This is a genomic window from Rhodanobacter sp. UC4448_H15, assembly GCF_052978265.1.
The window spans coordinates 2,726,132-2,753,083 of the sequence record NZ_CM129665.1; the positions used below are offsets into that span (position 1 = coordinate 2,726,132).

At 66.5% G+C, this 26,952-nt stretch carries 23 protein-coding genes; 7 read left to right on the top strand and 16 right to left on the bottom strand.

All coding sequences use genetic code 11. The features are described 5' to 3' along the window. Positions 1-118: 118 nt before the first annotated feature. From ACVCMI_RS12530 to ACVCMI_RS12540, 3 genes are read right to left on the bottom strand one after another with little or no spacing between them, the layout of a single operon-like run. Positions 119-691, bottom strand: coding sequence for a relaxation protein (locus tag ACVCMI_RS12530; protein ID WP_447098611.1), 573 nt, complete (start codon positions 689-691; stop codon positions 119-121). A 31-nt stretch (positions 692-722) separates the two neighbouring features. Continuing rightward, complete coding sequence (locus tag ACVCMI_RS12535; RefSeq protein ID WP_447110606.1) at positions 723-2,144, bottom strand: T6SS phospholipase effector Tle1-like catalytic domain-containing protein; 1,422 nt, start codon at positions 2,142-2,144, stop codon at positions 723-725. A gap of 24 nt (positions 2,145-2,168) precedes the next feature. Continuing rightward, positions 2,169-2,693, bottom strand: coding sequence for a hypothetical protein (locus ACVCMI_RS12540; protein WP_447098609.1), 525 nt, complete (start codon positions 2,691-2,693; stop codon positions 2,169-2,171). A gap of 295 nt (positions 2,694-2,988) precedes the next feature. Between ACVCMI_RS12540 and ACVCMI_RS12545 the strand changes: the two genes are divergently transcribed. The 3 genes from ACVCMI_RS12545 to ACVCMI_RS12555 are packed head-to-tail and all read left to right on the top strand — an operon-like array spanning position 2,989 to position 5,143. Then, complete coding sequence (locus ACVCMI_RS12545; RefSeq protein WP_447098608.1) at positions 2,989-3,612, top strand: CDP-alcohol phosphatidyltransferase family protein; 624 nt, start codon at positions 2,989-2,991, stop codon at positions 3,610-3,612. Continuing rightward, positions 3,609-4,208 carry a lysophospholipid acyltransferase family protein gene (locus tag ACVCMI_RS12550; RefSeq protein WP_447098607.1) on the top strand — a complete coding sequence of 200 codons (600 nt, stop codon included), beginning with the start codon at positions 3,609-3,611 and terminating at the stop codon, positions 4,206-4,208. The genes ACVCMI_RS12545 and ACVCMI_RS12550 overlap by 4 nt, the downstream gene beginning before the upstream one ends. Next, entirely contained in the window at positions 4,205-5,143 is a 939-nt protein-coding gene (locus ACVCMI_RS12555; protein ID WP_447098606.1) for a phosphatidate cytidylyltransferase, read from the top strand. Before ACVCMI_RS12550 ends, ACVCMI_RS12555 begins: the two co-directional genes overlap by 4 nt. A 12-nt stretch (positions 5,144-5,155) precedes the next feature. Here the strand turns inward: ACVCMI_RS12555 and nadD are convergent, their stop codons facing one another. The 8 genes from nadD to ACVCMI_RS12595 all read right to left on the bottom strand — a co-directional run bounded on the left by nadD (position 5,156) and on the right by ACVCMI_RS12595 (position 13,805). Continuing rightward, the gene (gene nadD / locus ACVCMI_RS12560) at positions 5,156-5,788 is read right to left on the bottom strand and encodes a nicotinate-nucleotide adenylyltransferase (protein WP_447098605.1); all 633 of its coding nucleotides are present in this window, start codon (positions 5,786-5,788) and stop codon (positions 5,156-5,158) included. Further along, positions 5,785-6,795 carry a DNA polymerase III subunit delta gene (gene holA / locus ACVCMI_RS12565; RefSeq protein WP_447098604.1) on the bottom strand — a complete coding sequence of 337 codons (1,011 nt, stop codon included), beginning with the start codon at positions 6,793-6,795 and terminating at the stop codon, positions 5,785-5,787. The genes nadD and holA overlap by 4 nt, the downstream gene beginning before the upstream one ends. Further along, positions 6,795-7,328: an LPS-assembly lipoprotein LptE gene (locus ACVCMI_RS12570; RefSeq protein ID WP_447098603.1), complete on the bottom strand. Its 534-nt coding sequence runs from the start codon at positions 7,326-7,328 to the stop codon at positions 6,795-6,797. The genes holA and ACVCMI_RS12570 overlap by 1 nt, the downstream gene beginning before the upstream one ends. A gap of 5 nt (positions 7,329-7,333) precedes the next feature. Continuing rightward, positions 7,334-10,090 carry a leucine--tRNA ligase gene (leuS, locus tag ACVCMI_RS12575; RefSeq protein ID WP_447098602.1) on the bottom strand — a complete coding sequence of 919 codons (2,757 nt, stop codon included), beginning with the start codon at positions 10,088-10,090 and terminating at the stop codon, positions 7,334-7,336. Positions 10,091-10,221: 131 nt separating this feature from the next. Next, positions 10,222-10,830 (bottom strand): PqiC family protein, encoded by a 609-nt coding sequence (locus tag ACVCMI_RS12580; RefSeq protein ID WP_447098601.1) that lies wholly within the window; start codon positions 10,828-10,830, stop codon positions 10,222-10,224. Next, positions 10,827-12,515 (bottom strand): PqiB family protein, encoded by a 1,689-nt coding sequence (locus ACVCMI_RS12585; RefSeq protein WP_447098600.1) that lies wholly within the window; start codon positions 12,513-12,515, stop codon positions 10,827-10,829. Before ACVCMI_RS12585 ends, ACVCMI_RS12580 begins: the two co-directional genes overlap by 4 nt. Further along, entirely contained in the window at positions 12,508-13,161 is a 654-nt protein-coding gene (locus ACVCMI_RS12590; protein ID WP_395119275.1) for a paraquat-inducible protein A, read from the bottom strand. The genes ACVCMI_RS12585 and ACVCMI_RS12590 overlap by 8 nt, the downstream gene beginning before the upstream one ends. Then, positions 13,158-13,805: a paraquat-inducible protein A gene (locus ACVCMI_RS12595; protein WP_395119276.1), complete on the bottom strand. Its 648-nt coding sequence runs from the start codon at positions 13,803-13,805 to the stop codon at positions 13,158-13,160. The genes ACVCMI_RS12590 and ACVCMI_RS12595 overlap by 4 nt, the downstream gene beginning before the upstream one ends. 119 nt (positions 13,806-13,924) lie before the next feature. Here ACVCMI_RS12595 and trxA point away from each other — a divergent pair, with 119 nt between their 5' ends. From trxA to ACVCMI_RS12615, 4 genes are all read left to right on the top strand, one after another. After that, the gene (trxA, locus tag ACVCMI_RS12600; RefSeq protein ID WP_447098599.1) at positions 13,925-14,794 is read left to right on the top strand and encodes a thioredoxin; all 870 of its coding nucleotides are present in this window, start codon (positions 13,925-13,927) and stop codon (positions 14,792-14,794) included. Between the two features lie 185 nt (positions 14,795-14,979). Further along, positions 14,980-15,432: a DUF4442 domain-containing protein gene (locus ACVCMI_RS12605; protein ID WP_395119278.1), complete on the top strand. Its 453-nt coding sequence runs from the start codon at positions 14,980-14,982 to the stop codon at positions 15,430-15,432. Positions 15,433-15,721: 289 nt separating this feature from the next. Continuing rightward, positions 15,722-17,599, top strand: a complete 1,878-nt coding sequence (locus tag ACVCMI_RS12610; RefSeq protein WP_447098598.1) for a prolyl oligopeptidase family serine peptidase — start codon at positions 15,722-15,724, stop codon at positions 17,597-17,599. Positions 17,600-17,746: 147 nt separating this feature from the next. Continuing rightward, the gene (locus ACVCMI_RS12615; protein WP_447098597.1) at positions 17,747-20,506 is read left to right on the top strand and encodes a M14 family zinc carboxypeptidase; all 2,760 of its coding nucleotides are present in this window, start codon (positions 17,747-17,749) and stop codon (positions 20,504-20,506) included. Positions 20,507-20,649: 143 nt separating this feature from the next. Here ACVCMI_RS12615 and ACVCMI_RS12620 read toward each other — a convergent pair whose 3' ends face one another. From ACVCMI_RS12620 to ACVCMI_RS12640, 5 genes are all read right to left on the bottom strand, one after another. Beyond that, positions 20,650-22,335, bottom strand: a complete 1,686-nt coding sequence (locus ACVCMI_RS12620; protein WP_447098596.1) for a M28 family peptidase — start codon at positions 22,333-22,335, stop codon at positions 20,650-20,652. A 94-nt stretch (positions 22,336-22,429) separates the two neighbouring features. Beyond that, positions 22,430-24,133 carry a GGDEF domain-containing protein gene (locus tag ACVCMI_RS12625; protein ID WP_447098595.1) on the bottom strand — a complete coding sequence of 568 codons (1,704 nt, stop codon included), beginning with the start codon at positions 24,131-24,133 and terminating at the stop codon, positions 22,430-22,432. A 78-nt stretch (positions 24,134-24,211) separates the two neighbouring features. Continuing rightward, a complete protein-coding gene (locus ACVCMI_RS12630) occupies positions 24,212-24,517 on the bottom strand; it encodes a hypothetical protein (protein ID WP_447098594.1) in 306 nt (101 codons plus the stop codon). Beyond that, complete coding sequence (locus ACVCMI_RS12635) at positions 24,492-25,073, bottom strand: GNAT family N-acetyltransferase (protein ID WP_447098593.1); 582 nt, start codon at positions 25,071-25,073, stop codon at positions 24,492-24,494. The genes ACVCMI_RS12630 and ACVCMI_RS12635 overlap by 26 nt, the downstream gene beginning before the upstream one ends. A gap of 60 nt (positions 25,074-25,133) precedes the next feature. Next, positions 25,134-26,912, bottom strand: a complete 1,779-nt coding sequence (locus tag ACVCMI_RS12640) for a diguanylate cyclase (protein WP_447098592.1) — start codon at positions 26,910-26,912, stop codon at positions 25,134-25,136. Between the last annotated feature and the right edge of the window lie 40 nt (positions 26,913-26,952).

Below are 26,952 nucleotides of genomic sequence, written 5' to 3' on the forward strand. Positions count from 1 at the left end.
TGCTTTCGGGGTCCGGATTCGGTATCTGCAAGAGCGAGAGCATCGCCCACGAGCGAGCTCACAAGGGGCGTCGCAGCCATCGGTGGCCGGCTCGAGAAGTTGAAAAACTCACAAGCTCTCAGCGTGGCTTGACCGGCAGATATTGCCGCCGCTCGCCATGGCGCGCGCCGCGGGTGTCCACGTTCGCGCACAGCGTGCCGCTGTCGCACAAGGTCACGTCGGCGCCGTTGTAGGCTTTCAGCAACTCGGCGGAAAGCTGGTTGTCGCGAATCACGCGGGTGTAATGCGTCGACAACCACACGCTGCCGGCCAGCAACAAGGCGAACGCCAGCACGACGGCGCCGAGGGTTTTCCATATCAACTGGCGATGCAGCCGTTGCAGGTGACCGATCTGTCCGGCCAGCGCCTGTGCAGTCTTTTCCACATCGCCGCTCGCCGAATCCAGACGCTGGCGATAATCGCCGATCGACGAGCCGAGGCCCTCGCGCATCAGCGAACTCATCTCGGCCGGCAAAGTCTGCAACGCACCATCGGCAGAGGTCTTGACTACCGCCGGCAGTTGCAGCGCCAGTCCCTGCAGCGCATCGGCCAGAGCTTGCAGGCGCGAGTCGATGGCGGCGCCGCGGCGCTCGTAATGCACCATCAGCGTCGCGGTCTTGTCGATCAAGGCGGTCAATTCGTCCTCTTGCATGGTGTCGCTCCGTGATGCCAATCGATCGTGTTCAGCGCTGCAGCACGGGTTCCGGAACGGGTTGCAGCCGCGGTGGCGCGGGCATCGCCTGCTGCTGCGCCGCGTGCTGCTCCAGCCAGCCCGCCTGCGTCGCGGCGCGCTCGAGCAGCCGGCGGCCAGCGTCACCATCGGCCAGCGTGCGGTTTTCGCGGCTGAACGTCGCCCAGTCGTTTGCCTGTCCGGCCGCCAGCAGGCGGTCGAGCCGTGCCGACAAATCGTCGGCTGGCGTCTTCCATGCCGACTCGGGCGTTACCGTCCGGGCACCCGCCTGCACCGGCTGCCGTTCAAACTGCCGGCTCAGCACTTCGTCGCGGGGCTCGGCGTTGTACGGATCGCTCACCTTGCCAGCCTCGTGCTTTGGCACCAGCAGCTCGTTGTAGCCCTCGGGACGGAGTCGGTCGACCTTGCGGCCGAGTCGATAGATCAGCATGCCGTCCTCCGAGCGATGCACCACGTTCAGGCGCGGGCCGCCGGGTACCGCCTGCAGCGTGAGGAACGGCTGATCGCTGAGGGCATTGAGGTAATCGCTCATCAGGTTGTCGCTGCGGATGGCCAGGCCATCCCGGTGATAGCTGCCCCCGACGTCCGAATGCACCCCAGCCACGATCACGCCCAGGAAGCGACCATCCGGCGTCATGCCCGGATCGATGATGCGATCGGACTTGAACAACCCGCGCCGCTCGTCCGCGGAAATGATCTGAAACCCGGAAATCACCGACGGCGGCAGGCGCCGGTCGTGCTCGCGCACCGGCTCGCCGGTACCCACTGCATCGAACAACCCCACCACCTGTGCCACCTGGCCCGGCTCGACCAGCGGGGACCTGGTGTATTCGACGCGGGTGATCTGGTGGTGGCTGTCGTAGGCGTAGACCGCGCCAGCGGGATCCTGGATGCCGCGATCCTCCACCAGACGGGCAAACCCTGCCGCCTCCTCCGAGCCGCGACTGAAACCGAGATCGGCAACGCGGATTTCAGCCTGAGGATCTTCTCGCCGCCACTCCTTGGCCTGCTTGATGAACAGCTTGTACATCTTTTCGATGCGTTCATCGTAGGTATTGCCGTTGATGCCATCCAGGGTGCGCGCGAGATAGTGATCCTGTGTGCCGGGGCCGGGGACGTAACCCACCTCGATCTGCTTGTTGCCCTGTTTGACCAGGGCGTCAATCTGACCTTTGATTTTGGCCACGTTGGTCGCATGCTGCGGGTCCTTGAATACATTGTTGCCCGTGCCATCGAATGCTGCCAGGAACAAGTGCTCGTGTGGATTGTTGGCATGTATCAGCAGCGGCGCTTGAAATCGTGACAAGGCCTCCGCCGCATCGACGTAACTCTGCAGCCTCGGAGCGTCGGCCTTGTAGTACGGCACGCCATCATCGCGGATCCCGTCCTTGTCCAACCTGTCTTCGTGACCCATTCCCTTGCTCCCAAATCGATCAAATCAATAGGTGTGTGTCCATGCAAGAAACAGGTCATCTCGGAAATCGCTGTCCTTGTTTCCAGGAATCTGTTCTGTCTTGGTCGGAATGAACATTTTTGTATAGACGTCAATGGCGCGGTCGTTTACTACCAGGATAATGCCGGGTTCGCCAGCCACGGGACCATGGAAAAAGTCGGCCATGTCCGCCTTGGGCACTTTGTGCCAGACCAGCTGATCCTTGAAGATCGCCGCCATGTCCACCTTGGCCTCGTGCTGAACGCCATCCAGCGATTTCCACCGCACTTGCGCAGGTGCCGGGAAGTTCTCGATGCCAAGGTAGGATGCGTTCCAGTTCGTCTTGTAGTTGCCTGCCGGCGGTGGTGGGCTGACCTCGTCAGGCCCATCTTCCACCTGATAGTGACGGTCGTAGATCACCTGGCAACCAATCGTGTTGTAGCAATAGGCGACGAAATTGTGTTGTGCAAACCGCAACGGCACCGCATACGTTTCCGGCGGTGGCTGGATCTTCGGGGACTGATCGGTCATGGCGGCGTGGCATCCTGTCGTCAGTGCAACGGCTATCGCTATCAAGGGAAGTACGGCGTGGCGTATGGGCTTCCGTCGGTGCATCGGGCTCTCCTGCCTCGGTCTGCGAACACCACGGAATGTACGGTGCCGAAAGAGCCGTGCGCAACGCGTTGGCGAAGGAAATGCCGAATCCATCAGGTGTTGGCGCCGTTCGCCCACCGCGCCATGAGGCCTGCGCCCACAGCCGGAGCGATTGATACACTGCAAGCTCCATTCGCGCGACGGGCGTACCAGGAAGAAGCACGAGGCCGGCATGAAGCAAACCGATCGACGCCCCATTGCGGCACGCAGCAGCGCCTGGGCGAAATTCGTCACCCGCGCCCTCGTGCGCACCTCGATCACGCCCAACCAGATCTCCTGCGTCAGCGTGCTGTTCGCCGTGCTCGGGGCGACCGCGCTGCTGGCAATGACCGCTCCGGCCGGCATGCTGCTGTGCGCCGCCTGCATCGTGCTGCGGCTGCTCTGCAACATGTTCGATGGCATGGTCGCGGTCGATGGCAACAAGGGCACGCCGGCCGGGGCGCTGTTCAACGAAATACCCGACCGGCTGGCCGATTCGCTGTTCCTGGTGGCGCTGGGTTACGCGGCCGCCCTGCCCTGGCTGGGCTGGCTGTGCGCGTTGCTGGCGGCGCTCACCGCGTATGTCAGGGTGCTCGGTGGTTCGCTGGGGCTGACCCAGGATTTCCGCGGGCCGATGGCCAAGCCGCACCGCATGTGGCTGCAGGTGGCGACGCTGTTGCTCGCCGCGGCACTGCTGCCGTGGCGGCATGAACTGCTGCTTGCCGGCGCCGGCCTGATTGCCGCGGGCTCGGCGCTCACCTGCATCTGGCGCGCCCGCGCGATCGCCGTGCGCCTGCGCCAGGGCAATGCCGCATGATGACGTCGCATGTCCTGGTCGGGCTGGTGCGCCTGCTGGTCGGCGCGCATGCGCGCTGGATCGGCTGCAAACCATCGCCCGCCCAACGGATCTACTTCGCCAACCATTCGAGCCACCTCGATACGCTGGCGCTGTGGTCGGCGCTTCCGCCGAACTTGCGCGCCACCACGCGGCCGGTGGCGGCGCGCGATTACTGGGGCCACGGCGGCTTTCGCGGCTTCATCGCCGACCATGGCTTTCGCGCCGTCTACATCGAGCGCGACCGCACCCGTTGCGACGGCGACCCGTTGCTGCCGTTGCGGGAGGCACTGGACACGGGCGAGTCGCTGATCATTTTCCCGGAGGGCACGCGCAGCCAGCAGCCGCTGCCGCAACCGTTCAAGGCCGGGCTGTTCCATCTGGCGCGCGATTACCCGCAGGCAGAGCTGGTGCCGGTCTACCTGGATTCGCTGCACCGGAGCATGCCCAAGGGCAGCCTGCTGCCGGTGCCGCTGACCTGCGTGGTGCGCTTCGGCGAAACCATGCGATTGCGGGCGAACGAAGACAAGGACGATTTCCTCAGGCGCGCCCACGCGGCGGTGGTGGCACTGGCATGACGGCACAGCAGAAGTTCTGGTGGGTGATGGGCGGCATCCTGGCGCTGTTGCTGCTGGCCAGCGCGATCGGCGGCTGGCTGGGACGGCGGGCGGCGCCGGGCAAGCGCGAGGTGATCGACAACCTCAACGCCCGCATCCGCGCCTGGTGGTGGATGGCCGCGCTGCTGTGCGCCTGCTTCGTGCTGGGCCGCGTCGCCACCCTGGTGTTCTTTGCGCTGGCCTCGTTCTTCGCGCTGCGCGAGTTCGCCACGCTCACGCCGACCCGCCGCGGCGATCACCTGCCGCTGGTGCTGTGTTTCTACGTGGCGATACCGCTGCAGTACTGGCTGATCGGCATCGACTGGTACGGGCTGTTCGCGATCTGCATTCCGGTGTACGGCTTCCTGCTGTTGCCGGCGATCACCGCGCTCAGCGGCGACACCGAGAATTTCCTGGAGCGCACCACCAAGATCCAGTGGGGACTGATGCTCACGGTGTACTGCGTGAGCTACGCGCCAGCGGTGCTGCTGCTGCACATTCCCGGCTATCAGGGGCAGAGCCTGCTGCTGATGCTGTACCTGCTGCTGGTGGTGCAGATCAGCGATGTGCTGCAGTACGTGTTCGGCAAGCTGTTCGGCCGGCACAAGCTGGCGCCCAGGGTGAGCCCATCCAAGACCGTCGAGGGCCTGGTCGGCGGTGGCCTCTCGGCCATCGCCATCGGCGCCTGCATGTGGTGGATCACGCCGTTCACGTTCTGGGGTTCAGCCGGCATGTCGCTGGTGATCGTGCTGGCCGGCTTCCTCGGCGGACTGGCGCTGTCGGCGGTCAAGCGCAGCATCGGCGCGAAGGACTGGGGCAGCATGATCGAGGGCCACGGCGGCATCCTCGACCGGCTCGACTCGGTCACCTTCGCCGCGCCGATCTTCTTCCACATCGTGCACTATGCATTCATGTGATCCGGGGCCGGATCAGCGGCGATAGGGCGCGAGCAGCCCGGCCGAATCGAACAGCCCCGCCGGCAGCAGGTAGCGCGGATCGCGGCCGGCGGCCAGCAACTGGCGGATGCGGGTGGCGGAAATCTCCAGCGGGGTGACCGCCAGCTCGATCACGCGACCGGCTGGCGCCAGCCGCAACGCCGCGGCGTCGTCCGCCCGGCGGCCGGCGAGTTCCCGGTGCAACGCTTCCGGCAGCGGGGCCTGTTCACCCGGACGGCTGAGCACGCCAATGTGCGCCAGCTCGAACAGCCGCTGCCACTCGTGCCAGCCGGGCAAGCCGGCGAACGCGTCGGCGCCGAGCAGCAAAACCAGCGGACGATCACCCTGCTCGGCGCGCAAGCCGGCCAACGTGTCGACCGTGTAGGACGCGCCCTCGCGGGCCAGCTCGCGCCCATCCGGGATCAGCCGCGATTGGCCGCGCAGCGCCACCTGCAGCATCGCCAGCCGCTGCGCCGCGCTGGCGATCGGCGGCGGGCGATGCGGCGGCAGCCCCGCCGGCATCATCAGCACCTCGGCATCGAGCAGTTCGGCGGCTTCCCACGCCACGCACAGATGGCCGAGGTGGATCGGATCGAAGGTGCCGCCAAAAATCGCCAGCGGTTTCACGCGAGCGCCTTCGCGGCGCGCGGCTCGGCAATGGCCGCGATCAGCCGTTCGGCTTCCAGCCACGCATCGCCCTGCTCGCGGCCCTTGGCCATGCGGTCGATGCGCGCGGCACGCGCCAGGCATTGCAGCCAGTGTTCGCGCGGCGCACGGCGCAATGCCTGGCGGAACATCTGCTCGCGCGATTGCCACAGGCGCTCGGCCTTGGCCTGCGCGGCGAAGTTCTGCGCATTGGCCAGACGCAGCGCCAGCTGCAGCTGGTTGACCAGCCAGCCCATCAGCGCGATCAGCTCGTCGCCTTCGGAACGCAACCCGGCCAGCACGCGCAGCGCGCGCGCACCGTCGCCGGACAAGGCGGCGTCGGTGAGCTTGAATACGTCGTAACGGGCGCTGTCGGCGACGAGACTCTCCATCTCGGTCGCGTCGATGCGGCCTTCACCATGCAATACCGCCAGCTTGTCGACCTCCTGCGCCGCCGCCAGCAGATTGCCCTCGACCCGCTCGGCCAGCAACGCCACCGCGTCGGCACTGGCGCTGAGTCCGCGCGAAGCCAGCCGCGCACCGACCCAGGCGTTCCACTCGTGCGGCCGCGGCGCATTGAACACCACCATGCTGTGGCTGGCGTCGAGCTTCTTGCTCCAGGCGCCGTCGTGCTTGCTGCTCCACTCCATCGCGGTGATCAGCAAGGTGACGTCCGGCGGCGGGTCGGCGCAGAACGCGGTGATCGCCTTGGCGCCTTCGATGCCGGGGCGACCGGTCGGCAGGCGCAGGTCGATCAGCCGGCGGCTGGCGAACAGCGACATGCTGGCGCCGGCGCGGGCGACGTCATCCCAGTCGAAATGCTGGCCGACCTCGAGCACCTCGCGCTCGCCGTAACCCAGTCGCCGTGCCTGCGCGCGCAACGCGTCGGCGGCTTCCAGCACCAGCAGTTCCTCGCCGGCCAGCAGGTAGACGGCGTCGAGTCGATCCGCCGCCAGCGCCTTCGACCACTGGTTCGGGTTGAGCGGCATCAGCGCACGCTGGACGCCGCGGCGGGAGAATGGGCGGCGGCCTGCAGGCGGAACATGATCGCCTGCACCATGTCGTCATCGAGGCTCTTCTGGATCTGCTCGACCTGCGAGGCGCTGCCCACCGTGTTGCCGGCGTCGTAGCTGAACTCGCGCGACATGTTGATGGTCTGCTGCGGCACCAGGATCTGCCCGGTGGCGTCGGTGACGCCGAACCTGACCGTGTAGTGGATCGCGAACTCGCTGATGCGCGCGTAGCCACCGGAGGTGAGCGTGTCGGTGTTGAAGGCGGCGGTGGGTACGGCAAGCTCGGCGATGCCGGGGCCGGGCGCGTCTTCGACGGCAACGCCGGCGCGTTCCAGCGCGAGGGTCAGCTGGCGCTGGAAATTGCTGCCGCCGTGGGCGTCCAGATGCACCCGCTGCATGGCCGCGGGCAGGTTGGCGTTCTGACGCAGATGGAAGCCGCAGGCAGTCAGCGCCAGCGCGGCGAGCAGCAGCGACAGCAGGCGAATCCGACGCGCGTTGATGAAGCCCATGGTTGTCATCCTGCGACGATGTTGACGATCTTGCCGGGCACCACGATGACCTTGCGCACCGTCATGCCCTCGAGGAACTGCCTGACCTGCGGCTGCGCCCGGGCCAATGCCTCGGCCTCGTCCTTGCCGGCGTTGACCGGCAGCTCGATGGTACCGCGCAGCTTGCCGTTGACCTGCACCGCCAGCGTCGCGGTGTCGCGCACCAGCGCGACGGGATCGACTCGCGGCCACGGCTGGTCCTCCAGCACCGCGACCGGGTGGCCGAGCACCTGCCACAGCGCGTGGCAGACATGCGGCACCACCGGATTGAGCAGCAGCACCATCGTCTCCAGCGCCTCGTGACGCACGGCGCGGCCCTGCTCGCTGGCGTCGTTGAACTTGCCCAGCGCGTTGAGCAGCTCCATCAGTGCGGCGATCGCGGTGTTGAACGCGTGGCGCCGGCCGATGTCGTCGCTGACTTTCTGGATGGTCTCGTGCAACTGGCGGCGCATGGCCTTCTGCGCGGCATCCAGTGCCGCCGGGTCCACCACCGCATGGTCGGGCCCGCCGGCGTGGGCGGTCACCTCGCGCCAGAAGCGCTTGAGGAAACGCGCCATGCCCTCGACACCGGCCTCGTTCCATTCCAGCGACTGCTCCGGCGGCGCGGCGAACATCGAGAACAGGCGCACCGTGTCGGCGCCGTACTTGGCCACCATCGACTGCGGGTCGACACCGTTGTTCTTCGACTTGGACATCTTCTCGATGCCGCCGATCCGCACCGGTTGCCCGTCGGTCCTGAGCCGTGCGCCAGTGACGCGGCCGTGATCGTCGCGCTGCACTTCCACGTCGGCCGGGTTGAACCATTCCCTGGAGCCGTCGGCGTTCTCGCGGTAGAACGTCTCGGCGATCACCATGCCCTGGCACAGCAGGTTGGTGGCCGGTTCGTCGGTGGCCACCAGGCCTTCGTCGCGCAGCAGCTTGTGATAGAAGCGGAAATACAGCAGGTGCAGGATGGCGTGCTCGATGCCGCCGATGTACTGGTCCACGGGCAGCCAGTAGTTGGCGCGGTCGTCGACCTGGGTGGCCGCGCCGGGCGAGGTGTAGCGCGCGTAGTACCAGCTCGACTCCATGAAGGTGTCGAAGGTGTCGGTCTCGCGCTCGGCGGCGCCGCCGCAATTCGGGCAGGTGGTCTGGCGCCAGGCCGGGTCGGCCTTGATCGGCGACTGCACGCCGGAGAAGGCGACGTCCTCGGGCAGCAGCACCGGCAGTTGGTCTTCCGGCACCGGCACGTCGCCGCACGCCGCGCAGCGGATCACCGGGATCGGGCAGCCCCAGTAGCGCTGGCGGCTCACGCCCCAGTCGCGCAGGCGCCAGTTGACCCGGCGCGCGCCGCAGCCGGCGCGCTCGAAGCGCGTGGCCAGCGCGTCGAACGCATGGGCGAAATCCATGCCGTCGTACTCGCCGGAATTGACCAGGGTGCCGCGCGCGGTCCAGGCCGCCTCCTCCATGATGCGGCGCTCGAACTCCTGCACCACGCGCAGCGGCGCGGAGACATCCTGCGCATGGATGTCGCGGCCTTCCAGCGCGGCCAGCATCGCGTCGCTGCCCACGCCCAGCGCCAGCTCGTGGCGGATCTGTTTCAGCGCATCGAGCACCGACTCGTCGACGATCACCATCCTGATCGGCAGGCTGTACTTCTGCGCGAATTCCCAGTCGCGCTGGTCGTGTCCCGGCACTGCCATCACCGCGCCGGTGCCGTAGCCCATCAGCACGAAATTGGCCACCCAGATCGGCACGCGCTCGCCGCTGATCGGGTGGATCGCGCACAGGCCGGTGTCCATGCCGCGCTTGTCCTGGGTCTCCAGCTCGGCCTCGGACACGCCGCCGTGCTTCAGCTCGGCGATGAAGGCGGCCAGCTTCGGATTGTCCTGCGCCGCGCGCTGCGCCAGCGGGTGCTCGGCGGCGATCGAGAGGAAGGTCACCCCCATCAAGGTGTCGGGGCGGGTGGTGAACACGCTCAGCGGTTCGCCCTCGCCGTCCAGCGCGAAGCGGATCTCCAGCCCCTCGCTGCGGCCCAGCCAGTTGCGCTGCATGGTCTTGACCGCATCGGGCCAGCCCGGCAGCGCGTCCAGGCCGTCAAGCAGTTCCTGCGCGTAGTCGGTGATCTTCAGGAACCACTGCGGGATCTCGCGCTTCTCCACCAGCGCGCCGGTGCGCCAGCCGCGACCGTCGATCACCTGTTCGTTGGCCAGCACGGTCTGGTCCACCGGGTCCCAGTTCACCACCGCGTTCTTGCGGTAGGCCAGGCCCTTCTTCATCAGCCGGGTGAACATGCGCTGCTCGTGCACGTAGTAGTCCGGCCGGCAGGTGGCGAACTCGCGCGACCAGTCGAACGCGTAGCCCATCGCCTGCATCTGCGCGCGCATGTGCTCGATGTTGGCGTAGGTCCACTTGGCCGGCGCGGTCTTGTGCTTGATCGCGGCGTTCTCCGCCGGCAGGCCGAATGCGTCCCAGCCCATCGGCTGCAGCACGTTCTTGCCCTGCATGCGCTGGAAGCGGCTGATCACGTCACCGATGGTGTAGTTGCGCACATGCCCCATGTGCAGCGCGCCGGACGGGTACGGCAGCATCGACAGGCAGTAGAACTTGGCCCGGCCGGACTGTTCCTTCACCTCGTAGGCGCGCTGCGCATTCCAGTACTGCTGCGCGGCAGCCTCCACCGCTTGCGGGCGGTAGGCGGTTTCGTCGGTGTCGGCAGCGGTCGGGGCTTGATTGTCCTGCATGATTTCGGAAGGCCATGATGCGGTGGGTGCGCACCGGATCGAACCGGCGGCGGTGAACGGGTCAGACTAGCCCAGCGCGGGGTTTCCGCCAAGGCCGGCACCGTTCCGGCATTCACGCAGGAGCGGCCGACTCAGCCTTCCGGGCAGGCGGCCGGCTGGCCGGATGCCAGCGCGCGCGCCACTCCCGCCATCTGTTCCGCCAGCTGGTCCAGCGCCTGCTGGTGGCCCTGCACCAGGGCGTCGTAGCCCGGCCCCACGGCTTCGCGGATGCGGCTGCTGCATGCCTGCGTGGCCAGCTTGCCGTCGTGGCGCCAGCGCAGTTGCCAGGCTGCCTCGATCAACGCGTGATCGCCCGGCTGCGAATCGAAGCGGCGCACGTCCAGACTCACCTGCAACAGCGGCTTGCCGCTGGGCGCCATGCCGCCCACGTCACGGCCCGGCAAGGCGCGAGTCAGGTCGGCGGCCAGCGCGCCGCGCACCTCGTCGGCCAACGGCGCGATCCAGCGCTCGCCCTCCAGCAGGGCCACGCTCTGGCCGCCCTGGCGCACGACCAGTTGCGGCCGGTCGACCTGCGCCGGCACGTTGACGGTGAGCACCTCGAACGCAATCGCGGTCGCCGACTCGGCCACCGGTGCCGCCGATCCGGGCAGCAAGGTGTAGTAGTGCAGCGGTGCCGAGGCACAGGCCGCGAGCAAGGCTGCGGCGGTGATCGCCAGCAACGCGATGGCGTGACGCATCATGGCTTGTGCTCCTGTGCCGGGGCCGGTTCCGGTGCGGGCGGCGTGGCAGGTCGGTCGTCGGGGCGGCGCCCGCGCAGCAGGGCTTCGGGATGACCGCTGAGGTAATCCGACAGCACGCGCAGCGAACGCGACATGCGCTGCACCTGCTCCAGCGTGGCGCCGAGATTGCGTTGCAGCGGCGAATCGTCCGACAGCGCCGCATCGGCGGTGCCCATGGTTTTCTGCACGCCGTGCAAGGTCTCGGTGAAGGCCGGCAAGGTCTTGCCGTTGACCTGCTTCAAGGTGGTGTCGAGCCCGGCCAGCACCTGGTCGACATGCTTGCCGATGCTGTCGAACGGCACCTTGTCGAGCTTGTCGACGATCTCCGCCAGTTGCTCCTGCAGTTTGTCGAAACTGCCCGGCGCGGTGGGGATGGTGAGCGGCTTGGCGGCCGGGTCGAAGTCGACCTTGGTGGCGTGCGGCACGAAATCCAGCGCCACGTACAGCTGCCCGGTGAGCAGGTTGCCGGTGCGCGCCTGTGCGCGTAGCCCGTGCGCGATCAACCCGCCCATCATGCGCGCCAGGTCCGGAGCATGGCCGTTGGCCCTGGCCATCGCTTCCAGCTTGTCGTAGGCGGCGCCGAGGCGCTCAGGGTAGACCACCGCGCCCACCAGCACCGGGAATTTCTGCGTCTTCTCGTCGTAGTCCAGGCGCACCGAGACGACCTTGCCGATGTTGATGCCGAGGAACTCCACCGGCGCATCCACCGCGAGCCCGCGCACCGACTGTTCGAAGCGCATGCGCAGGTAGTGCGGCTCGCCGTCGGGCGGCGCCATCGCGGTGGTGCGGTCGCCGAACAGTTTGAAGCTGGTGTCCTCCGGTGCCGGCGTGCTGTCGTGGGGACCGGGCGGGTCCTGGAAGGCCACGCCGCCGGCCAGCACCGCGGCCATCGACTGGGTGTTGAGCTTCAGCCCGTTCGCGCCGAGCGAGAGATCCACCCCGCTGGCATTCCAGAAGCGGCTGGAGCGGCTGACGAAACGGTCGTTCGGGCCGTCGATGAAGACGTGCAGCGACACGCCCTTGCCGTCCTTGTCCAGCGTGTACGAGGCCACCCGCCCGACCTGGATGCGCCGGTAATAGACCGGCGAGCCGACATCCAGCGAGCCGAGGTCCTCGCTGTGCAGGACGAAGCTGCGGCCCAGCTCGCCGTGGCGCACCGCCGGCGGCGCTTCCAGGCCATCGAAGTGCTCCTGCTGCTCGTCCGACTCGCCCACGTCGGCGCCGATGAAGGCGCCGGAAAACAGCGTGTCGATGCCGGACACGCCGCCCAGCCCGATGCGCGGGCGCACTACCCAGTAGCGCGTGCCCTTGGTGGCGAAACCCTCGGCGCTCTTCTCCAGCGCCACCGACACCAGCACGTGGCTGCGGTCGGGGCTGAGCCGGATCTTCTTGACCCGCCCGATCACCACGTTCTTGTATTTGACCGGCGTCTTGCCGGCGTCCAGCCCCTCGGCGCTCTGCAGGCTGATCACGACCTGCGGCCCGGTCTGCAGCCAGTTGTGGATCACCAGCGAAAGCCCCACCAGCGCCGCCAGCGCGGGCACCAGCCAGATCAGCGACTCCTTGAAGCGGCGCTGCTCCACCACCGGCCGCGGCAGGGCGTCGGGCGCGGGCGGACCGGGTTCGACGCGGGTGTCTTCAGTCATCGGTGTTCCTGCCATCCCAGATCAAGCGCGGATCGAAACTCATCGAGGCGAGCATGGTCAGCACCACGGTCAGCCCGAAGAAAATGACGCCGGGCAGCGGCTCGACCCGACTCAGCACGTTGAAGCGCACCAGCGCCGTCAGCAGCGCCACCACGAACACGTCCAGCATCGACCAGTAGCCGATGAACTCCACCAGCCGATACAGCCTGGCCCGCTGCGGTCGCGCCCAGTCGCTGCCACGCTGGCTGCTCACCAGCAGCATGCCCAGCGAGAGAAACTTCAGCATCGGCACCACGATGCTGGCCAGGAAAACGATGATCGCCAGGTCCACCGAGCCATTCGTCCACAATTCGACCACGCCGCTGATGATGGTGTTGTCGTCGACGTCGTTGAGGCTGGCCGTGCGCATGATCGGCAGCACGTTGGCCGGAATGTACAGGATGAAACCGGCGATCAGCAGCGCCCAGGTGCGCGCGTAGCTGTTGGTCTTGCGCCGGCGCAACGTGGAACCGCAGCGCGGGCAGGCCATCGCGTCGCCCACGCCGTCGCCGTCGAGCTTCGCGTTGCCGGCCACGTTGCGGCACACCAGCCCGCACATGCGGCAGCCGATCAGGCCCAGGTCGACGGCACGAGGCAGCGCGCTCACGGCTTCGGCTCCGGCGTCTGCTCCCACAGCTGGCGCATGTCCACGCCGGCGAAAATGGTGATCAGCAACGTCAACGCGCCATAGGCGTAGATGCCCGGGTCGGCCACCACCTCGAAGTAGGTGTGCGCCTTGACGATCGCCACCAGCGCACCCAGCACGAACACTTCGCTCATCGTCCACGGGCCGATCCGGTGCAGGGCCACCATCAGCGGGGCAAAGCCGGGCGCACGCCGGCCCATGCGGGCGAACCACAGCAGCCAGCCCATCACCATCATCTTCGTCATCGGGAAAAAGAACAGCGTGCCCGCCGCCAATACGGCGACCACCTGGGCGCCCTGCTCCCACATCGTGACGATCATGCCCCACAGCGTGGTGGCGCTGAACTGGCCGTTCAGGCCGAGCGTGAAGATCGGCCAGATGTTGGCCTGCACGAACACGATCATGGCGGTGAGGATCAGCGCCAGCAGCGCATTGACCGACAGCGCGCGATGGCGATCCAGCTCCGCGCCGCAACGCACGCAGCGGGCGACCTCGCCCCGCGCGAGCGGACGCCGCCGATAGACGGTGTCGCAGTGTTCGCAGATCAGCAGCGCATCGGACGAACGCGCATGCAGGCAATCGGTGTTTCGTACGGCGGTGGCCATCGGGGGATTCTCGCAAATCTTTCGTGAATGCGCGCGCGAGCGCAGGCCGCGCGTCCGCTGCTTGATATGCTGGGCATCGCCCTGATCTGGGCATCCACAACCCGCCGCCGGAGCTTTCCGTGACCGATACCACCCGCGCCAGCCACGTCTTCGACATCGACCAGCAGACCTTCGAGACCGAGGTGCTGCAAGCGTCGATGGACACGCCGATCCTGGTCGACTTCTGGGCCGCATGGTGCGAACCGTGCAAATCGCTGGGGCCGATCCTGGAAAAGCTGGCCGCCGAGTTCAACGGCGCGTTCCGGCTCGGCAAGGTCGATGTCGACGCGCAGCAGGAGCTGGCGGGGATGTTCGGCATCAAGAGCATCCCCACGGTGATGCTGGTCAGCCAGGGCCAGGTCGTCGACGGCTTCGCCGGCGCACTGCCCGAGCGCCAGCTGCGCGAGTTCCTCGGCCGCCACGTGCAGGCCCTCGAAGGCGACGAGGGCGACATCGCCGACGACGACGCTCCCGCCGAAACGCCCGAGGCGGCGATCAACCGCATCCAGCAGGCGATCGCCGCCGAGCCGGCCAAGGCCGAGCTCAAGCTCGACCTGGCGCTGGCGCTGATGCGTGCAGGCCAGGCCGATGCCGCCAGCGCCGAACTCGACGCCCTGCCCGCCAACCTCGCCACCGACGCGCGCGCCCAGCGCCTGCGCAGCGAACTGGAACTGGCCCGCGCCGCCGCGGCCGCCCCTGCAGCAGACACATTGCAACAGCGCATCGAGGCCAACCCGGAAGATTGGGAAGCACGCGACCTGCTCGGCCTGCGCCTGCTGCAGGAAGGCGACGCCGAAGCCGGCCTCGACCAGTTTCTCGCCATCCTGCAAAAGGCCCGCGACTGGAACGACGGCCAGGCGAAGAAGCGCCTGCTCGCTGCCTTCGCCACGCTGGACGACGCCGAGCTGGTCGGGCGTTACCGGCGACGAATGGCCTCGATGCTGTTCTGAGGCCGATCATCCCCTCGCAGGAGCCCGCTTGCGGGCGATGCCTTTAAGCTTTTTTGCGAATTCCGAATCCCGGCGCAAGCGCATCGCCCGCGAGCGTGCTCCTGCGTGTTCATCGGGGTGCGCACCCGTTCCATACCGTTACGTATGTTCGGGTAGGATGTTTCTTTTCTCATTCCATCGCCCTCATGCGCGCCTCCACTTTTCGCCGGCTGTTCAACCTGTGGCCGCCGGCCCTCGTCAACGCGATTCGCGTGCAATCACTCAGCGAGGACTACACCGAAGCGACGGTGGTGTTGCGGCTGCGGCCGTGGAACCGCAACTACGTCAAGAGCCAGTTCGGCGGCAACCTGTTCGCCATGGTCGACCCGTTCTGGATGCTGCTGGCGATGCACCAGCTCGGCAGCGACTACTTCGTGTGGGACAAGGCCGGCACGATCGACTTCGTGGCGCCGGGCTACGAGGACGTCTACGCACACTTCAAACTCGACCCCGCCGTGGTCGATGAACTGCGCGTCGCCGCGGCCGGCGGCGAAAAAGTGCTGCGCTGGTTCGAGACCGAAGTGACCACCGCCTCCGGCAAGGTCATCGCCATCGTGCGCAAGCAGCTCTACGTTCGCCTCAAGCCCAAAGCACGCTGATCGCGCACGGCGGATGGGCATCCTCATGCCCGCGGAAGCGGCTGGCATGTGAATGTGGCCGGGGTCGACACCGGTGCGGACGCAAGTTCCTGCGTTTCCAAAATGCGATCTCCGACTGCTATAAATAAGCGATCGCGTGGCCGCCATCCGGACGGTCGCGTCCAGGGGGGGGGAATCAGAGATGGATATTCGGTGCAAGGTTGCGGCCCTGTTGCTGGTCTGTGCGGGCGTGGTCCATGCTGCGCCAGTGTCGTTTGCCGATCTGGCGAGACATCCCGAGTACACGGAGGTGAAGATTTCTCCGGACGGGCAGTACCTGGCGGCAATGGGCCTGGTCAAGGGGCAGCGCTCGCTGGCACTGATCCACCTGTCCGACATGAAGGGGCACGTGGTGCGCCCGCGCGAGGGAGACGACGTCATCGACTTCTGGTGGGCTTCGCCCACCCACGTGGTGTACAGCGTCGGCGAGCACGTGGGTGGGTACGACGTGCCGCTGTCCACCGGCGAACTGTTCGGCGTCGAGGCCGATGGCGGCAATCCGCTGCTGCTGTACGGCTACCGCAAGGGCGGCAGTTCGGTGAGGTGGCTGACGCAGCGCAACGACGGCAAGTACGGCACGGCGACGTTCATCGCGCCGATTCCCGGCGATCCCAACCACGCGCTGGTCTCGATCAGCTCCTGGTCCGGCTCGGGCAACGAGGGCGAGCTGTCCCGGGCGGTGCGGATGGACCTGCGCAGCGGCGACATCGCGCCCATCATCAACGCCCCCGGTCGCGACATGACGTTCGTGGCCGACCACCAGGGCCGCATCCGCTTTGCCGCCGGACTCGACGCCAACGGCAACCCGAAGGTGTACACCCACCCGGTGGATGCGGACGGCTGGAAGGAGCTGCCGGAGTTCGAGGCCAGCCGCTCCTTTCCGTGGGCGTTCGACGCGGACGACAGCCATGCCTACTTCAGCTGCTCGCCGAAGGCGGGCGGCTTCGGGGTGTGTCGCTGGGACCCGGCCACCGGCAAGCTGACCGAGCTGTGGAGCAACCCGACGGTCGAGGCGAACGCGCTGATCTTCGGTCCGGCCGACGACCAGATCATCGGCGTCGGTTTCGAGGATGGGCGGCCAGGCGTGGCGCTGTTCGATGGCAACGCGCCGGCAGCGAAGACGGCGGTGGGGTTGATGCAGCACTTCCCTGGCGAATACGCGCGCATCGTTTCCGGCACCCGCGACGGCGCCCTCTGCATCCTGTACGTGTCCGCGGACAGCGACCCGGGCCACTTCTACCTGTTCGACCGCAAGGCCGGCAAGCTCACCTCCTTGCTGGCCACGGAACGCTGGATCGACCCCGTCCGGATGGCGACCAAGCAGCCGTTCGCGTTCTCCGCCCGCGACGGGTTGAAGTTGCAGGGTTACGCCAGCTTCCCGCCGGGGCTCGAAACCGCCCGGCACCTGCCGATGGTGGTGCTGGTCCACGGTGGCCCCTACGGCGTGCGCGACGATTGGGACTTCGACCCCTACGTGCAGATGCTGGCCACCCGCGGCTACCTGGTGTTGCAGGTGAACTATCGCGGCTCCGGCGGTTACGGCTACGCCTTCGAGAAGGCGGGCTGGCTCGAATGGGGCGGCAAGATGCAGGACGACGTCACCGACGCCACCCGCTGGGCGATCGCGCAGGGCCTCGCCGATCCGAACCGCATCTGCATCTTCGGCGGCAGCTACGGCGGCTACGCGGCGCTGGAGGGCGCAGTGAAGGAGCCCGACCTGTACAAGTGCACCATCGGCTACGTGGGCGTGTATGACCTCGCCCTGATGTACCGGCGCGGCGACATACCGCAGTCCACCTCCGGCGAGAACTACCTGCAGCGCGTGCTGGGCACGGACATGGACACGCTGGCGCGGCGCTCGCCGATCAACCAGCTGGACCGACTCAAGGCCAGGGTCATGCTGGTGGTTGGCGGCAAGGACAAGCGCGTGCCGTCGATCCAGGGCCGCAGCCTGCACACGGCCCTGCTCGACCGCCACGTGGCGCACGCCTGGATCGACCAGCCCGACGAGGGCCACGGCTTCTACGACGAGAAGAACGTGGCCGAGCTGTACCAGCAGATCGTGCAGTTCGTCGGCTCCAGCATCGGCCCGGGCGCCCCGACGGCGGTTGCCGCACCCACCAAGTGACCCAAGCCGGCCCGGCCGCCCGCCGCCATGGCGGCGGCCGACCGCGGCCGGCTCGGCCAGCTGATAACCACCCCGACACGGCCCGGGCAAGCGCGCCCGCGTTCTGGCACAGTGCAACGATCCGTTGCCACGTTGCGAAGGGGAGCCATGGCCATGCCCGCTTGTTGTCGAATCCCGTTGCTTGCCCTGCTGGCGTTGGCCAGTTGTGCAGCCACCGCCGCCACCGAGCCGAACGGCTCGATCACCTACGCGCGTGACCCGGCGCAACCGGTCGACCAGGCGTACACGGCGCAGATCCTGAAGGACACCACCGATCCCTCGTTCAACTCGCCGCTGACCGACTACCTGCCCGCCTCGGCTACCGTGCCGACGCCGCTGAAGGTGCTCGGCCACATCGCCGGCGCGCCGAATTACCTGCCCTACTCCACCGACGTCTACCGCTACTTCCGGGCGCTGGCGGCGGCCAGCCCGCGGGTGAAGGTGTTCACCATCGGCCAAAGCGAGGAGGGCCGCCCGATGATCGCGGTCGCCGTGGCCGATGAAGATCTGCTGGCCGGCCTGGATGCCAACAACGCACGCCTGGCCAAGCTGGCCGACCCGCGCACGATCGGCATGGACGATGCTGCCGCCGACACGCTGATCGCCCAGTCCACCCCGGTCTACTACATCACCGGCGCCATCCACTCCACCGAAACCGGCTCGCCCACCGCGCTGATGGAACTGGCCTACCGGCTGGCGGTGGACGACGCGCCCTACATCAAGCACATCCGCTCGCACGTGATCACCCTGATCACGCCGATCGTCGAGGTGGACGGCCGCGACCGCCAGGTGGACCGCTACAACTGGCACCGCGCCCATCCCGGCCGGAACTATCCGCGCCTGCTGTACTGGGGCCATTACGTGGCGCACGACAACAACCGCGACGCGATGGCGATGACGTTGAACCTCACCCGCAACGTCGCCGACACCTTCATCGGCTGGCACGCGCAGGTGTTGCACGACCTGCACGAGTCGGTGCCTTTCCTCTACGACAACACCGTCGGCGACGGCCCGTACAACGCCTGGATCGATCCCATCCTCACCGGCGAGTGGCAGCAGTTGGGCTGGGACAACGTGCAACAGATGACCAAGCTCGGCATGCCCGGCGTGTTCACCCACGGCAGCTTCGACACCTGGAGCCCGGGCTACCTGATGTTCATCGCCGCCATGCACAACGGCATCAGCCGGCTCTACGAGACCTTCGGCAACGACGGTGCCGACACCGTCAAGCGCATCCTGGAACCGGAGGAGTACCAGCGCACCTGGTACAAGCCGAACCCGCCGCTGCCGGTGGTGACCTGGTCGCAGCGCAACAACAACAATTACCAGCAGACCGGCCTGCTCACCGCGCTGAAGTATTTTTCCGACAACGGTCAGCTGTTCCTGAAGAACTACTACCTGAAGAGCAAGCGCTCGATCGAGAAACCGCAGAACGCCGGCCCGGCCGCCTACGTGTTTCCCGCCGACGACGCGCGCCCCGGCTCGCAGGCGCAGTTGCTGCGCATCCTGCAGCGCCAGCACGTGGAACTGAGCCGCAGCACGGCGCCGATCAAGGTCAGCCTGCCGGCGGCGAAGGACGATGAGGGCAAGGAGCAGCCGGCGCGCACGCGCCGTTTCCCCGCCGGCAGCATCGTCGTGCGCATGGATCAGCCCTACTCGCGCATCGCCGACACCCTGCTCGACCGCCAGTACTGGTCGCCGAAGGACCCGCAGCAGCACCCCTATGACGACACCGCCTGGTCGATGGGCGACCTGTTCGACGTGGAAGTGGTGCGCGTCACCGACAGCTCCATCCTGAAAGCGCCGATGCGCAAGCTCGACGCGGCGGTGGACGTGCCGGCGGGGCTTGCCGCGATCGACCTGCCGCACGCGAAACTTCCGCGCATCGCGGTGATGCACACCTGGCTCAGCACGCAGACCGAAGGCTGGTGGCGCATGGCGCTGGACCAGTTGCAGGTGAAGTACGACTACATCAGCACCCAGGACGTGGCGAAGCTCGGCGACCTGCGCGCGAAGTACGACGTGATCCTGTTCGGTCCGATCGGCGGTGCCAGCAGCCGCCGCATCATCGACGGCCTGCCGATGTGGGGCGAGCCGATGCCATGGAAGACCACCGAACTGACGCCGAACATCGGCCGCATCGACAGCACCGACGACATCCGCCCCGGCCTGGGCGAATCCGGCGTCGCCAATCTGAAGCGCTTCGTGCACGAGGGCGGCCTGCTGATCACCGCCGAGGACACCGCGCGCTTCGCGATCGACGTGGGCCTGGCGCCGGGCGTCTCGGTCACCCCGACCGACAAGCTCAAGGTGGTCGGCAGCGTGCTGCAGGCGCAGTTCGTCGACCGCAAGAGCCCGATCGCCGCCAGCTACACGCGCGACGACCTGGCGATCTACAGCGCCGAAGGGCAATCGTTCAAGATCTCCAACCTGGTCACCGGCGACCACGGCCTGCCGACGGCGAAGGATTTCCAGCGCGCAACCGGCCGCGGTGGCCCGCACGACACCGACACACCCGAGGGACGCGCCGCCGTCGAACCCGAGGCGCTGCCCGACGTCAAGCCATGGCAGGCCACGCCGCTCAACGCGGAGCAGCTGCGCAACAACCCCTGGGTGATCCCGGCCGACCAGCAGCCGCAGGTGATCCTGCGCTTCGCCGCCGCCGACAAGCTGCTGATCGCCGGCCTGCTCGACCACGGCAGCGAAATGGCCGAGCGCGCCGCCGTGGTCGATGCGCGCTACGGCAAGGGCCACGTGCTGCTGTTCGCCAGCAATCCGATGTGGCGCGGCGAAACCATCGGCAGCTACCCGCTGGTGCTCAATGCCATCGTCCATTTCGACAAGCTGGATCGACCGACGGGGCGTTGAACGAGCGCCTGTGCGGGGGGCGCGTCACGGTTGGTTTTTTGCCGGGACTCGGCAAGAGTCGGCGGGCGGTGCCCGCCCTACAACGGCGAAGCGGAAGGTAGGGCGGGCAATGCCCGCCGGTTTCTTGTATTGACGAGACGCAACTATTGGCGCTTGGCCGGCGGCGCCATCATCCTGTCGCGCCTGGCCTTGAACGGGCTGTCGGCGTACCACGCCGGCCACACGCCGGCGTGGCTCAGGTATTGGCCCAATTCGTACAGCGCCTGGGTGTCTTCGAGGATGCCCGAGTAATCCCAGGCCGGATCGAATACATCATTCGGCGTGTGGTAACGATGCGCGGTGTAATCCTCGGCGGCCTTGCGACCGGCCGCCTCGCCGCCGTCCAGCAGGTCGAGGCCGGAGCTGGCCAGCATGGCCGGCACCCCGGCGCGGGCGAAGTTGAAATGGTCGGAGCGGAAGTAGAAACCGTTCTCCGGCGTGGTCTCGGGCGAGATCACCCTGCCCTGGGCCTTCAGCACGTCGGCCAGCATGTCCTCCAACTGCGACTGGCCCTTGCCGATCACGGTCATGTCGTGGGCGCGGCCGATGATCGGCAACGCGTCCACGGCGATGTCGGCCACGGTGCGGTTGAGCGCAAACACCGGTTGCGCCGCGTAGTACTGCGAGCCGAGCAGGCCCGATTCCTCCAGCGTGGGCATGAAGAACAAGATGCTGCGCTCGGGCGGCGTGCGCTGCTGCGCGAACGCGCCGGCGATTTCCAGCAGCATGCTCAGGCCGGTGCCGTTGTCGATCGCGCCGCCGTACACCTTGTGGCCGGGCCGCGAAGGGTCGGTGCCCAGGTGATCCCAGTGCGCGGTATAGACCACCACCTCGTCGGGCTTGTAGTCGCCGGGGATCATGGCCAGCACGTTCTTCGATTCGAAGTGGTCGATCTTGTTCCTGAGGCTGATCGAGGCGGTCGCGCCGAGCGGCACCGGCTTGAAGCCCGGTTTCGCGGCTGCCGCCGCGAGCGCGTCGAAATCCTTGCCGGCGGCGGCGAACAGGCGCGTGGCGGCGGCATGGGTGAGCCACCCGGCTACCGGCAGGCGCGGCGCGGGATCGACACTCGACGGCAGGCTCAACTGCGGGCCGCGGTTGCCGTTCTGCAACACGCTGAATGGGTAACCCGCCGCCGCGTCGCTGGTGTGCACGATGAAACACGCCGCCGCGCCCTGCAGCGCAGCCTCGGCATACTTGTAGGTCCAGCGGCCGTAATAGGTCATGGCGCGGCCGTTGAACAATGTCGGATCGCCACTGGCAAAGCCCGGATCGTTGACCAGCACGATCACCGTCTTGCCCTTCACGTCCACACCGGCGTAATCGTTCCAGTGCCAGTTCGGCGCATCCGCGCCGTAGCCGAGGAACACCACCGGCGAATCCTTCAGGTCGACCTGCGCTTTTCCTTGCAGGGTCTGCACCACCATGTCCTGCTGGTTGGCGAAACTGGCGTGCTGCGCGCCGGCGGCGATCTGCAGCTTCACCTTGTCATTGAGCAGCAGGGTGCTCTCCGCCGGCACGGTCTGGAACCATGAACCGTGGTTGCCGGGCTGCAAGCCCATGCGCTTGAACTCGCCGACCAGGAAATCCAGCGTGCGTTGCGCACCCACCGTGCCGGGCTTGCGCCCGCCGAAGTCGTCGGAACTGAGCGTCTTCTCGTAGCGGGCAAAATCGGTCGCGTTGATCGACGGCGCCAGCGTGGCAGGCTCGGTGGCAGGGTCATCGGCCATGGCCGATGACGGCAGCACCGCCAGTGCCAGGGCAAACAACAGGAACGAACTCATCGCGCGCATCGGAAAATCCCCGGCCGGAACGAATGCCTGTTGTAACCCGCACTCGTCCCGCTGTCCACGCCGGCCGGCGCGGATGTCCTGCCGCGAGGCTGAGCTAGACCAGGCTCAATTGCACATGGCGGCTGCTGGACAGGTTGACCCGGTTGCGGCCTTCGCGCTTGGCCGCGTACAACGCGTCATCGGCATCGGTCATCAACTGGCGCAATTCATAGCCCGAGTTGGCGACCGTTGCCACGCCGAAGCTGGCCGAGACTGCCACGTTCGGCACGTCCTCGCCAAGGGAGACCGAGGCAATCGCCAGGCGGATCTGCTCGACGCGTGCAACCGCCTGGTCCAGCCCGCATTCGGGCAGCAGCACGCCGAACTCCTCGCCACCGAGGCGGCCGAACAGGTCAGTGGAGCGCAGATGCGCCTGGCAGGCAGCCACCGCGCGCCGGAGCACGCGGTCACCCACCGCATGGCCATGGGTGTCGTTGACCTGCTTGAAGTGATCCAGGTCCAGCAGCACCAGGCAGGCCACCCGGTCGGACTTGCGGCAGTACTGCAGCAGCCGCTCCGCCTCGCCGACGAAATGCTGCCGGTTGAAAATGCCGGTAAGCCCGTCGCGCCGCGCCAGTTTCATGAACTTGAGCTGCGAGCGCTTGATGCGATAGGTGATGAAGCCGATGGAACACAGCAGCAACACCAGCAGGATGATCCACAGCCGCCCCGCCTCCATCGCCTTCTTACCGAGCGCCTGCTGCAATTGGAGGATCTTGTTCTGTTTGGCCAGGGCGTCGATCTGCAGCTTCTTCGCCAGCACCTGCTGCTTGACGGTCTGGTAGGCGAGAGACTTGGCGCTCACGGTGTTCAGATAACCCTTGTCGGCTGCCATATATTTTTCGTGGTAATCGAGGGCTGCCGCGAAATTGCCGCGCTGCCTTTCGATCTGGTACAGCACTTGATAGGCCTGAGTCCGCGGCTCGGTATATTCGTTCTTGATGGCTGTCGCCGCCGCGGCAAGCGCAGCCTGCTCGGCACGATCGACGTCGCCCGTCTGCCAGTAGGCTTGCGCGAGGACCACGTTGACCTCGGAGATCAGCCTTGGATAGTGGGTGTCGCGGGCCGAGCCCAGATTGACCTGCAACAGCTTGATTGCCTGATGGGGCCGTCCATGCTTGATTTCATCGCTGGCGAGAAAGGACCGGATGAAGCCCGAAAAAATCGGTTCCTTGGCACCAACGCAGCCGCTGATGGCCTGGGCCACTTTTGGGTCGCCGGTCGGGAACTTCCCGCTCGTGTGCAACGCGAGGATCGTCGCATAGTCCGCCCGACAGGCGTTGTCCTCACTGGGACTTTCATCCCGCATCTGCGCGGCATAACTGAGCGCGAGATCGTATTGGCCTGCCTCGGTATACAACAGGGAAGCTACGCCCAGGGCTTGTTGCCGGGCTCTACGCTCCGTGACCGTAGGAAGAAGATCGAGCAGTTGACTGAGCCTGGTGAAGGCCTCTTCATAACGGGCCGACAACGTCAACACGTTGATCTGGGTGGAAATCGCGCGCAACTGCAACGTCGGATCCGAACTGTGCTCGATCACGTCATTGAGCAGCCGTACCGAAGCCTTGCTGTCTCCACGGTAAGCGAGCTGGAACGCGTTGAGATAGCGCACGCGCATCTGCTGGTCGGGAGACAGCGTGATCGCGTCGCTGTTCAGTTTCTGCAACACCACCGAGAATTCGGCGAAGTTCGAAGTCTCCAGGCCCTGCGCCTGCCTGAGCAGTTCTTCGGCGTTCGCATCCGGGGACGGCTGGGCCACGGCCACAGCCATCCACAGGGATGTCAGCAGGACAAACCCCGACAGGGATACCCGACGGATGTTCCCCCCACGCATCGGCTATCTGGCAAACGTCACGCGGGAAAGAGGGTCCCGCGAGGGAATCCCGGACTCCTCGCGCGAAGGCGCTTCGTCCTCACCCTCCCCTTCCTCTTCCTCGTCCTGCTTGCCGGGCATCAGGGCGCAATAGATCTTGCTGTCGCCGAGCAGCGACTCGATCAGCGCCGAATCCTTCGCGAGGATCGCGGCAGCCAGCTGCGGGTCAATCTGGGCAACTTCCAAGGCCCCCTCCATATCCTTGGTCGAGGCATGACGCAGTTTCCCGTCTCGTCCCATCCTTTCAAGAAAATCGATCACGTTGGACATCGATAACCTCCGCTGCTGGTCTTTGACTTGCTCGCCAAGTTGATCGGTGGACCGACCACTGACGCTCCCCCACATCCCGCTCCCCGCCCCTCACAACCATGTCCAGCAGGAAACTGGCGCGCTTTACCAGATTTTCTGCTGCCGAATGGCCGGCAACGATGCGTGCGTACACTTCGACGAGCAGCTGCTCTTCAAACAGATGGTCCACCAACGCCATCAGTGCGCCCCTCCCCACCCCTGCCCTGCGACCCAAGGGCAACAACATCACGCCAACTTCGACCCGCATGTTTGCCGGATCATAATGTGAGGAGCCGCAAATACCCATAGCTTCCCGGCTGGATTTTTCCTCGATGACGAAAAAGCGGTCGGTCACGACCGTCTTTCCCCGGCGACAGAGGGTCGCACGGAACCTCTCCACTGCCTCCGCCGGAGTCCACGGCGCACCGACGAAACGCATGGTCTCGGGATCGGTATAGAGCGTATGAAACAGAGCTTCGTCGCTCTGCATCATCGGCCGAAGCCGCACGCTCCTGGCCTTGCGTGAAAACGATTTCAACAGCATCTCCCTGAAGCGGCTGCGCACGGGGCGCCAAAGCCGGGTTTGTGATTGCGCTCGTTACACCACATTCGACTGAACACGCCGGCTGTCGAACAGGCTGACCCGGTTGCGCCCCTCGCGCTTGGCCCGGTAGAGCGCGTCGTCCGCATCCGTCATCAACTGGCGCAGCTCATACCCCGAGCTGGCGGCGGACGCGACGCCGAAGCTGGCCGAGACAACCACGCCGGAGCCCGCCTCGCCGGCAGGAACCTGGGCAACGGCCAGGCGCATCTGCTCCACGCGCTCCAACACCTGCTCCCGCCCGCACTCGGGCAGCAGCATGCCGAACTCCTCGCCGCCCAGCCGCCCGAACAGGTCGGTGGTCCGCAAGTGCTTCTGGCAGGCCCCCACCGCACGCCGAAGCACGCGGTCGCCCACCGCGTGACCATGGTTGTCGTTGACCTGCTTGAAATGATCCAGGTCGAGCAGCACCAGGCAAGCGTCGCGTCCGGACTTCTGGCAATAGCGCAGCAGCCGTTCCGCCTCGTTGACGAAGTGCTGCCGGTTGAAGATGCCGGTGAGTCCGTCGCGCCGCGCCAGTTTCATGAACTTGAGCTGCGAGCGCTTGATGCGATACGCCCACAAACCGATGGACGCGAGTACCAGCAGCAGCAACAGGATGTACAGGCGGCTGGTTTCGACCTCCTTGCGATCCAGCTCGCCCTGCATCCCGAGCAGCTTGTTTTTCTTGTCCAGCTCTTCGACCTGCAGTTTCTTCGCCAGCACCTTTTGCTCGACGATCTGGTAGGCAAGCGCCTTTGCACTGAGGCGATCCATGTAGCCGTCGTTGGTGACGACGAACTTCTCGAGATTCTCCAGCGCCGCACGGTCGTCGCCGGTCTTCTTGTCGACCCGATAAAGCACGTGGTACGCCCGGGCGGTCGACTCGGAATACGGCCTGCTGGCGTTCGTCACCAGGGCCTGATTGGCAAACTTGGCAGCCGAGACAAGGTCGCCACGCTCCAGGTGCGCCTTGGCCAGAGTGGACTCGAACTCCGCGACCTGGGGCGGAAAGCCTGCTCGCAGCACCTTGGGATAGCTGGTCTGCAACAAGCGGATGGCGGAGTCGAGGCGGCCTTGCCGCATGTCGAAACTCGCCAGCAAATACTGGAAGCTGAGTGCGAAAAGCGTATTGCCTGCCTTGCTGCATGCTTCCGTGCCATCGCGAAGCTGATCGGCAGCCAGCTTCGTGGTGCCACTTTCAAACAAGGCCTCGGACTTGTAGAACCACCCCCTGCAGGCGCTGCGCGTATCAGTGCTCTCATTGATGATCTGATCTGCGTAACGCGAGGAGGCTTCATACTGACCTGCCTCGTTGTACAACTGCGCCGCGACACCAAGTCCCTGCACACGGACATCGTTTTCCTCCATCTTCGGCAGCTGCTCCAGCAGCGAATTCAGCCTGGCGAAGGCTTCCTCGTAGCGGGATTGCGCCACCAGAAGGTCAATCACCGTGGCTTTGGCGCGAAACGCCAGCACGGGATATGCGGTCTGACCCGCGATCGCCGTCAACGGCGGCAAGGCGGCGTCGAAATTGCCGGCAAAAGCGGCCTGCCGGGCCAGAAGATAGCGGCGATGCACTTGCTGCTGCGGAGAAAGCTCCCGCACAGGCTTGGCGAGCCGGCGCATCAATTCGTCGAACTCGACACGATTGGAGGACGGAATGCTTTCCGCCTGTTTCAGCAGTTGCCCGGGGTCGTCCGATACGGACGCGGGTACGGTGGCGAGACCCGCCACTGACCAGAGCAGAAGCGCAGAACATGCGAAAGCCAGCCTGTAGCCGCCAGCCTTGTCCATGGGCTAGTCGGTGGTCGCCAGCGCAGACAAGACAAAGGGC

What these genes read in the sequence shown, in the direction of transcription:
- ACVCMI_RS12530 (WP_447098611.1), bottom strand. Translation starts at nt 691, where the DNA reads ATGCAAGAGGACGAATTGACCGCCTTGATCGACAAGACCGCGACGCTG.
- ACVCMI_RS12535 (WP_447110606.1), bottom strand. Translation starts at nt 2,144, where the DNA reads ATGGGTCACGAAGACAGGTTGGACAAGGACGGGATCCGCGATGATGGC.
- ACVCMI_RS12540 (WP_447098609.1), bottom strand. Translation starts at nt 2,693, where the DNA reads ATGACCGATCAGTCCCCGAAGATCCAGCCACCGCCGGAAACGTATGCG.
- ACVCMI_RS12545 (WP_447098608.1), top strand. Translation starts at nt 2,989, where the DNA reads ATGAAGCAAACCGATCGACGCCCCATTGCGGCACGCAGCAGCGCCTGG.
- ACVCMI_RS12550 (WP_447098607.1), top strand. Translation starts at nt 3,609, where the DNA reads ATGATGACGTCGCATGTCCTGGTCGGGCTGGTGCGCCTGCTGGTCGGC.
- ACVCMI_RS12555 (WP_447098606.1), top strand. Translation starts at nt 4,205, where the DNA reads ATGACGGCACAGCAGAAGTTCTGGTGGGTGATGGGCGGCATCCTGGCG.
- holA (WP_447098604.1), bottom strand. Translation starts at nt 6,795, where the DNA reads ATGCCGCTCAACCCGAACCAGTGGTCGAAGGCGCTGGCGGCGGATCGA.
- ACVCMI_RS12570 (WP_447098603.1), bottom strand. Translation starts at nt 7,328, where the DNA reads ATGGGCTTCATCAACGCGCGTCGGATTCGCCTGCTGTCGCTGCTGCTC.
- leuS (WP_447098602.1), bottom strand. Translation starts at nt 10,090, where the DNA reads ATGCAGGACAATCAAGCCCCGACCGCTGCCGACACCGACGAAACCGCC.
- ACVCMI_RS12580 (WP_447098601.1), bottom strand. Translation starts at nt 10,830, where the DNA reads ATGATGCGTCACGCCATCGCGTTGCTGGCGATCACCGCCGCAGCCTTG.
- ACVCMI_RS12585 (WP_447098600.1), bottom strand. Translation starts at nt 12,515, where the DNA reads ATGACTGAAGACACCCGCGTCGAACCCGGTCCGCCCGCGCCCGACGCC.
- ACVCMI_RS12595 (WP_395119276.1), bottom strand. Translation starts at nt 13,805, where the DNA reads ATGGCCACCGCCGTACGAAACACCGATTGCCTGCATGCGCGTTCGTCC.
- ACVCMI_RS12605 (WP_395119278.1), top strand. Translation starts at nt 14,980, where the DNA reads ATGCGCGCCTCCACTTTTCGCCGGCTGTTCAACCTGTGGCCGCCGGCC.
- ACVCMI_RS12615 (WP_447098597.1), top strand. Translation starts at nt 17,747, where the DNA reads ATGGCCATGCCCGCTTGTTGTCGAATCCCGTTGCTTGCCCTGCTGGCG.
- ACVCMI_RS12620 (WP_447098596.1), bottom strand. Translation starts at nt 22,335, where the DNA reads ATGCGCGCGATGAGTTCGTTCCTGTTGTTTGCCCTGGCACTGGCGGTG.
- ACVCMI_RS12630 (WP_447098594.1), bottom strand. Translation starts at nt 24,517, where the DNA reads ATGTCCAACGTGATCGATTTTCTTGAAAGGATGGGACGAGACGGGAAA.
- ACVCMI_RS12640 (WP_447098592.1), bottom strand. Translation starts at nt 26,912, where the DNA reads ATGGACAAGGCTGGCGGCTACAGGCTGGCTTTCGCATGTTCTGCGCTT.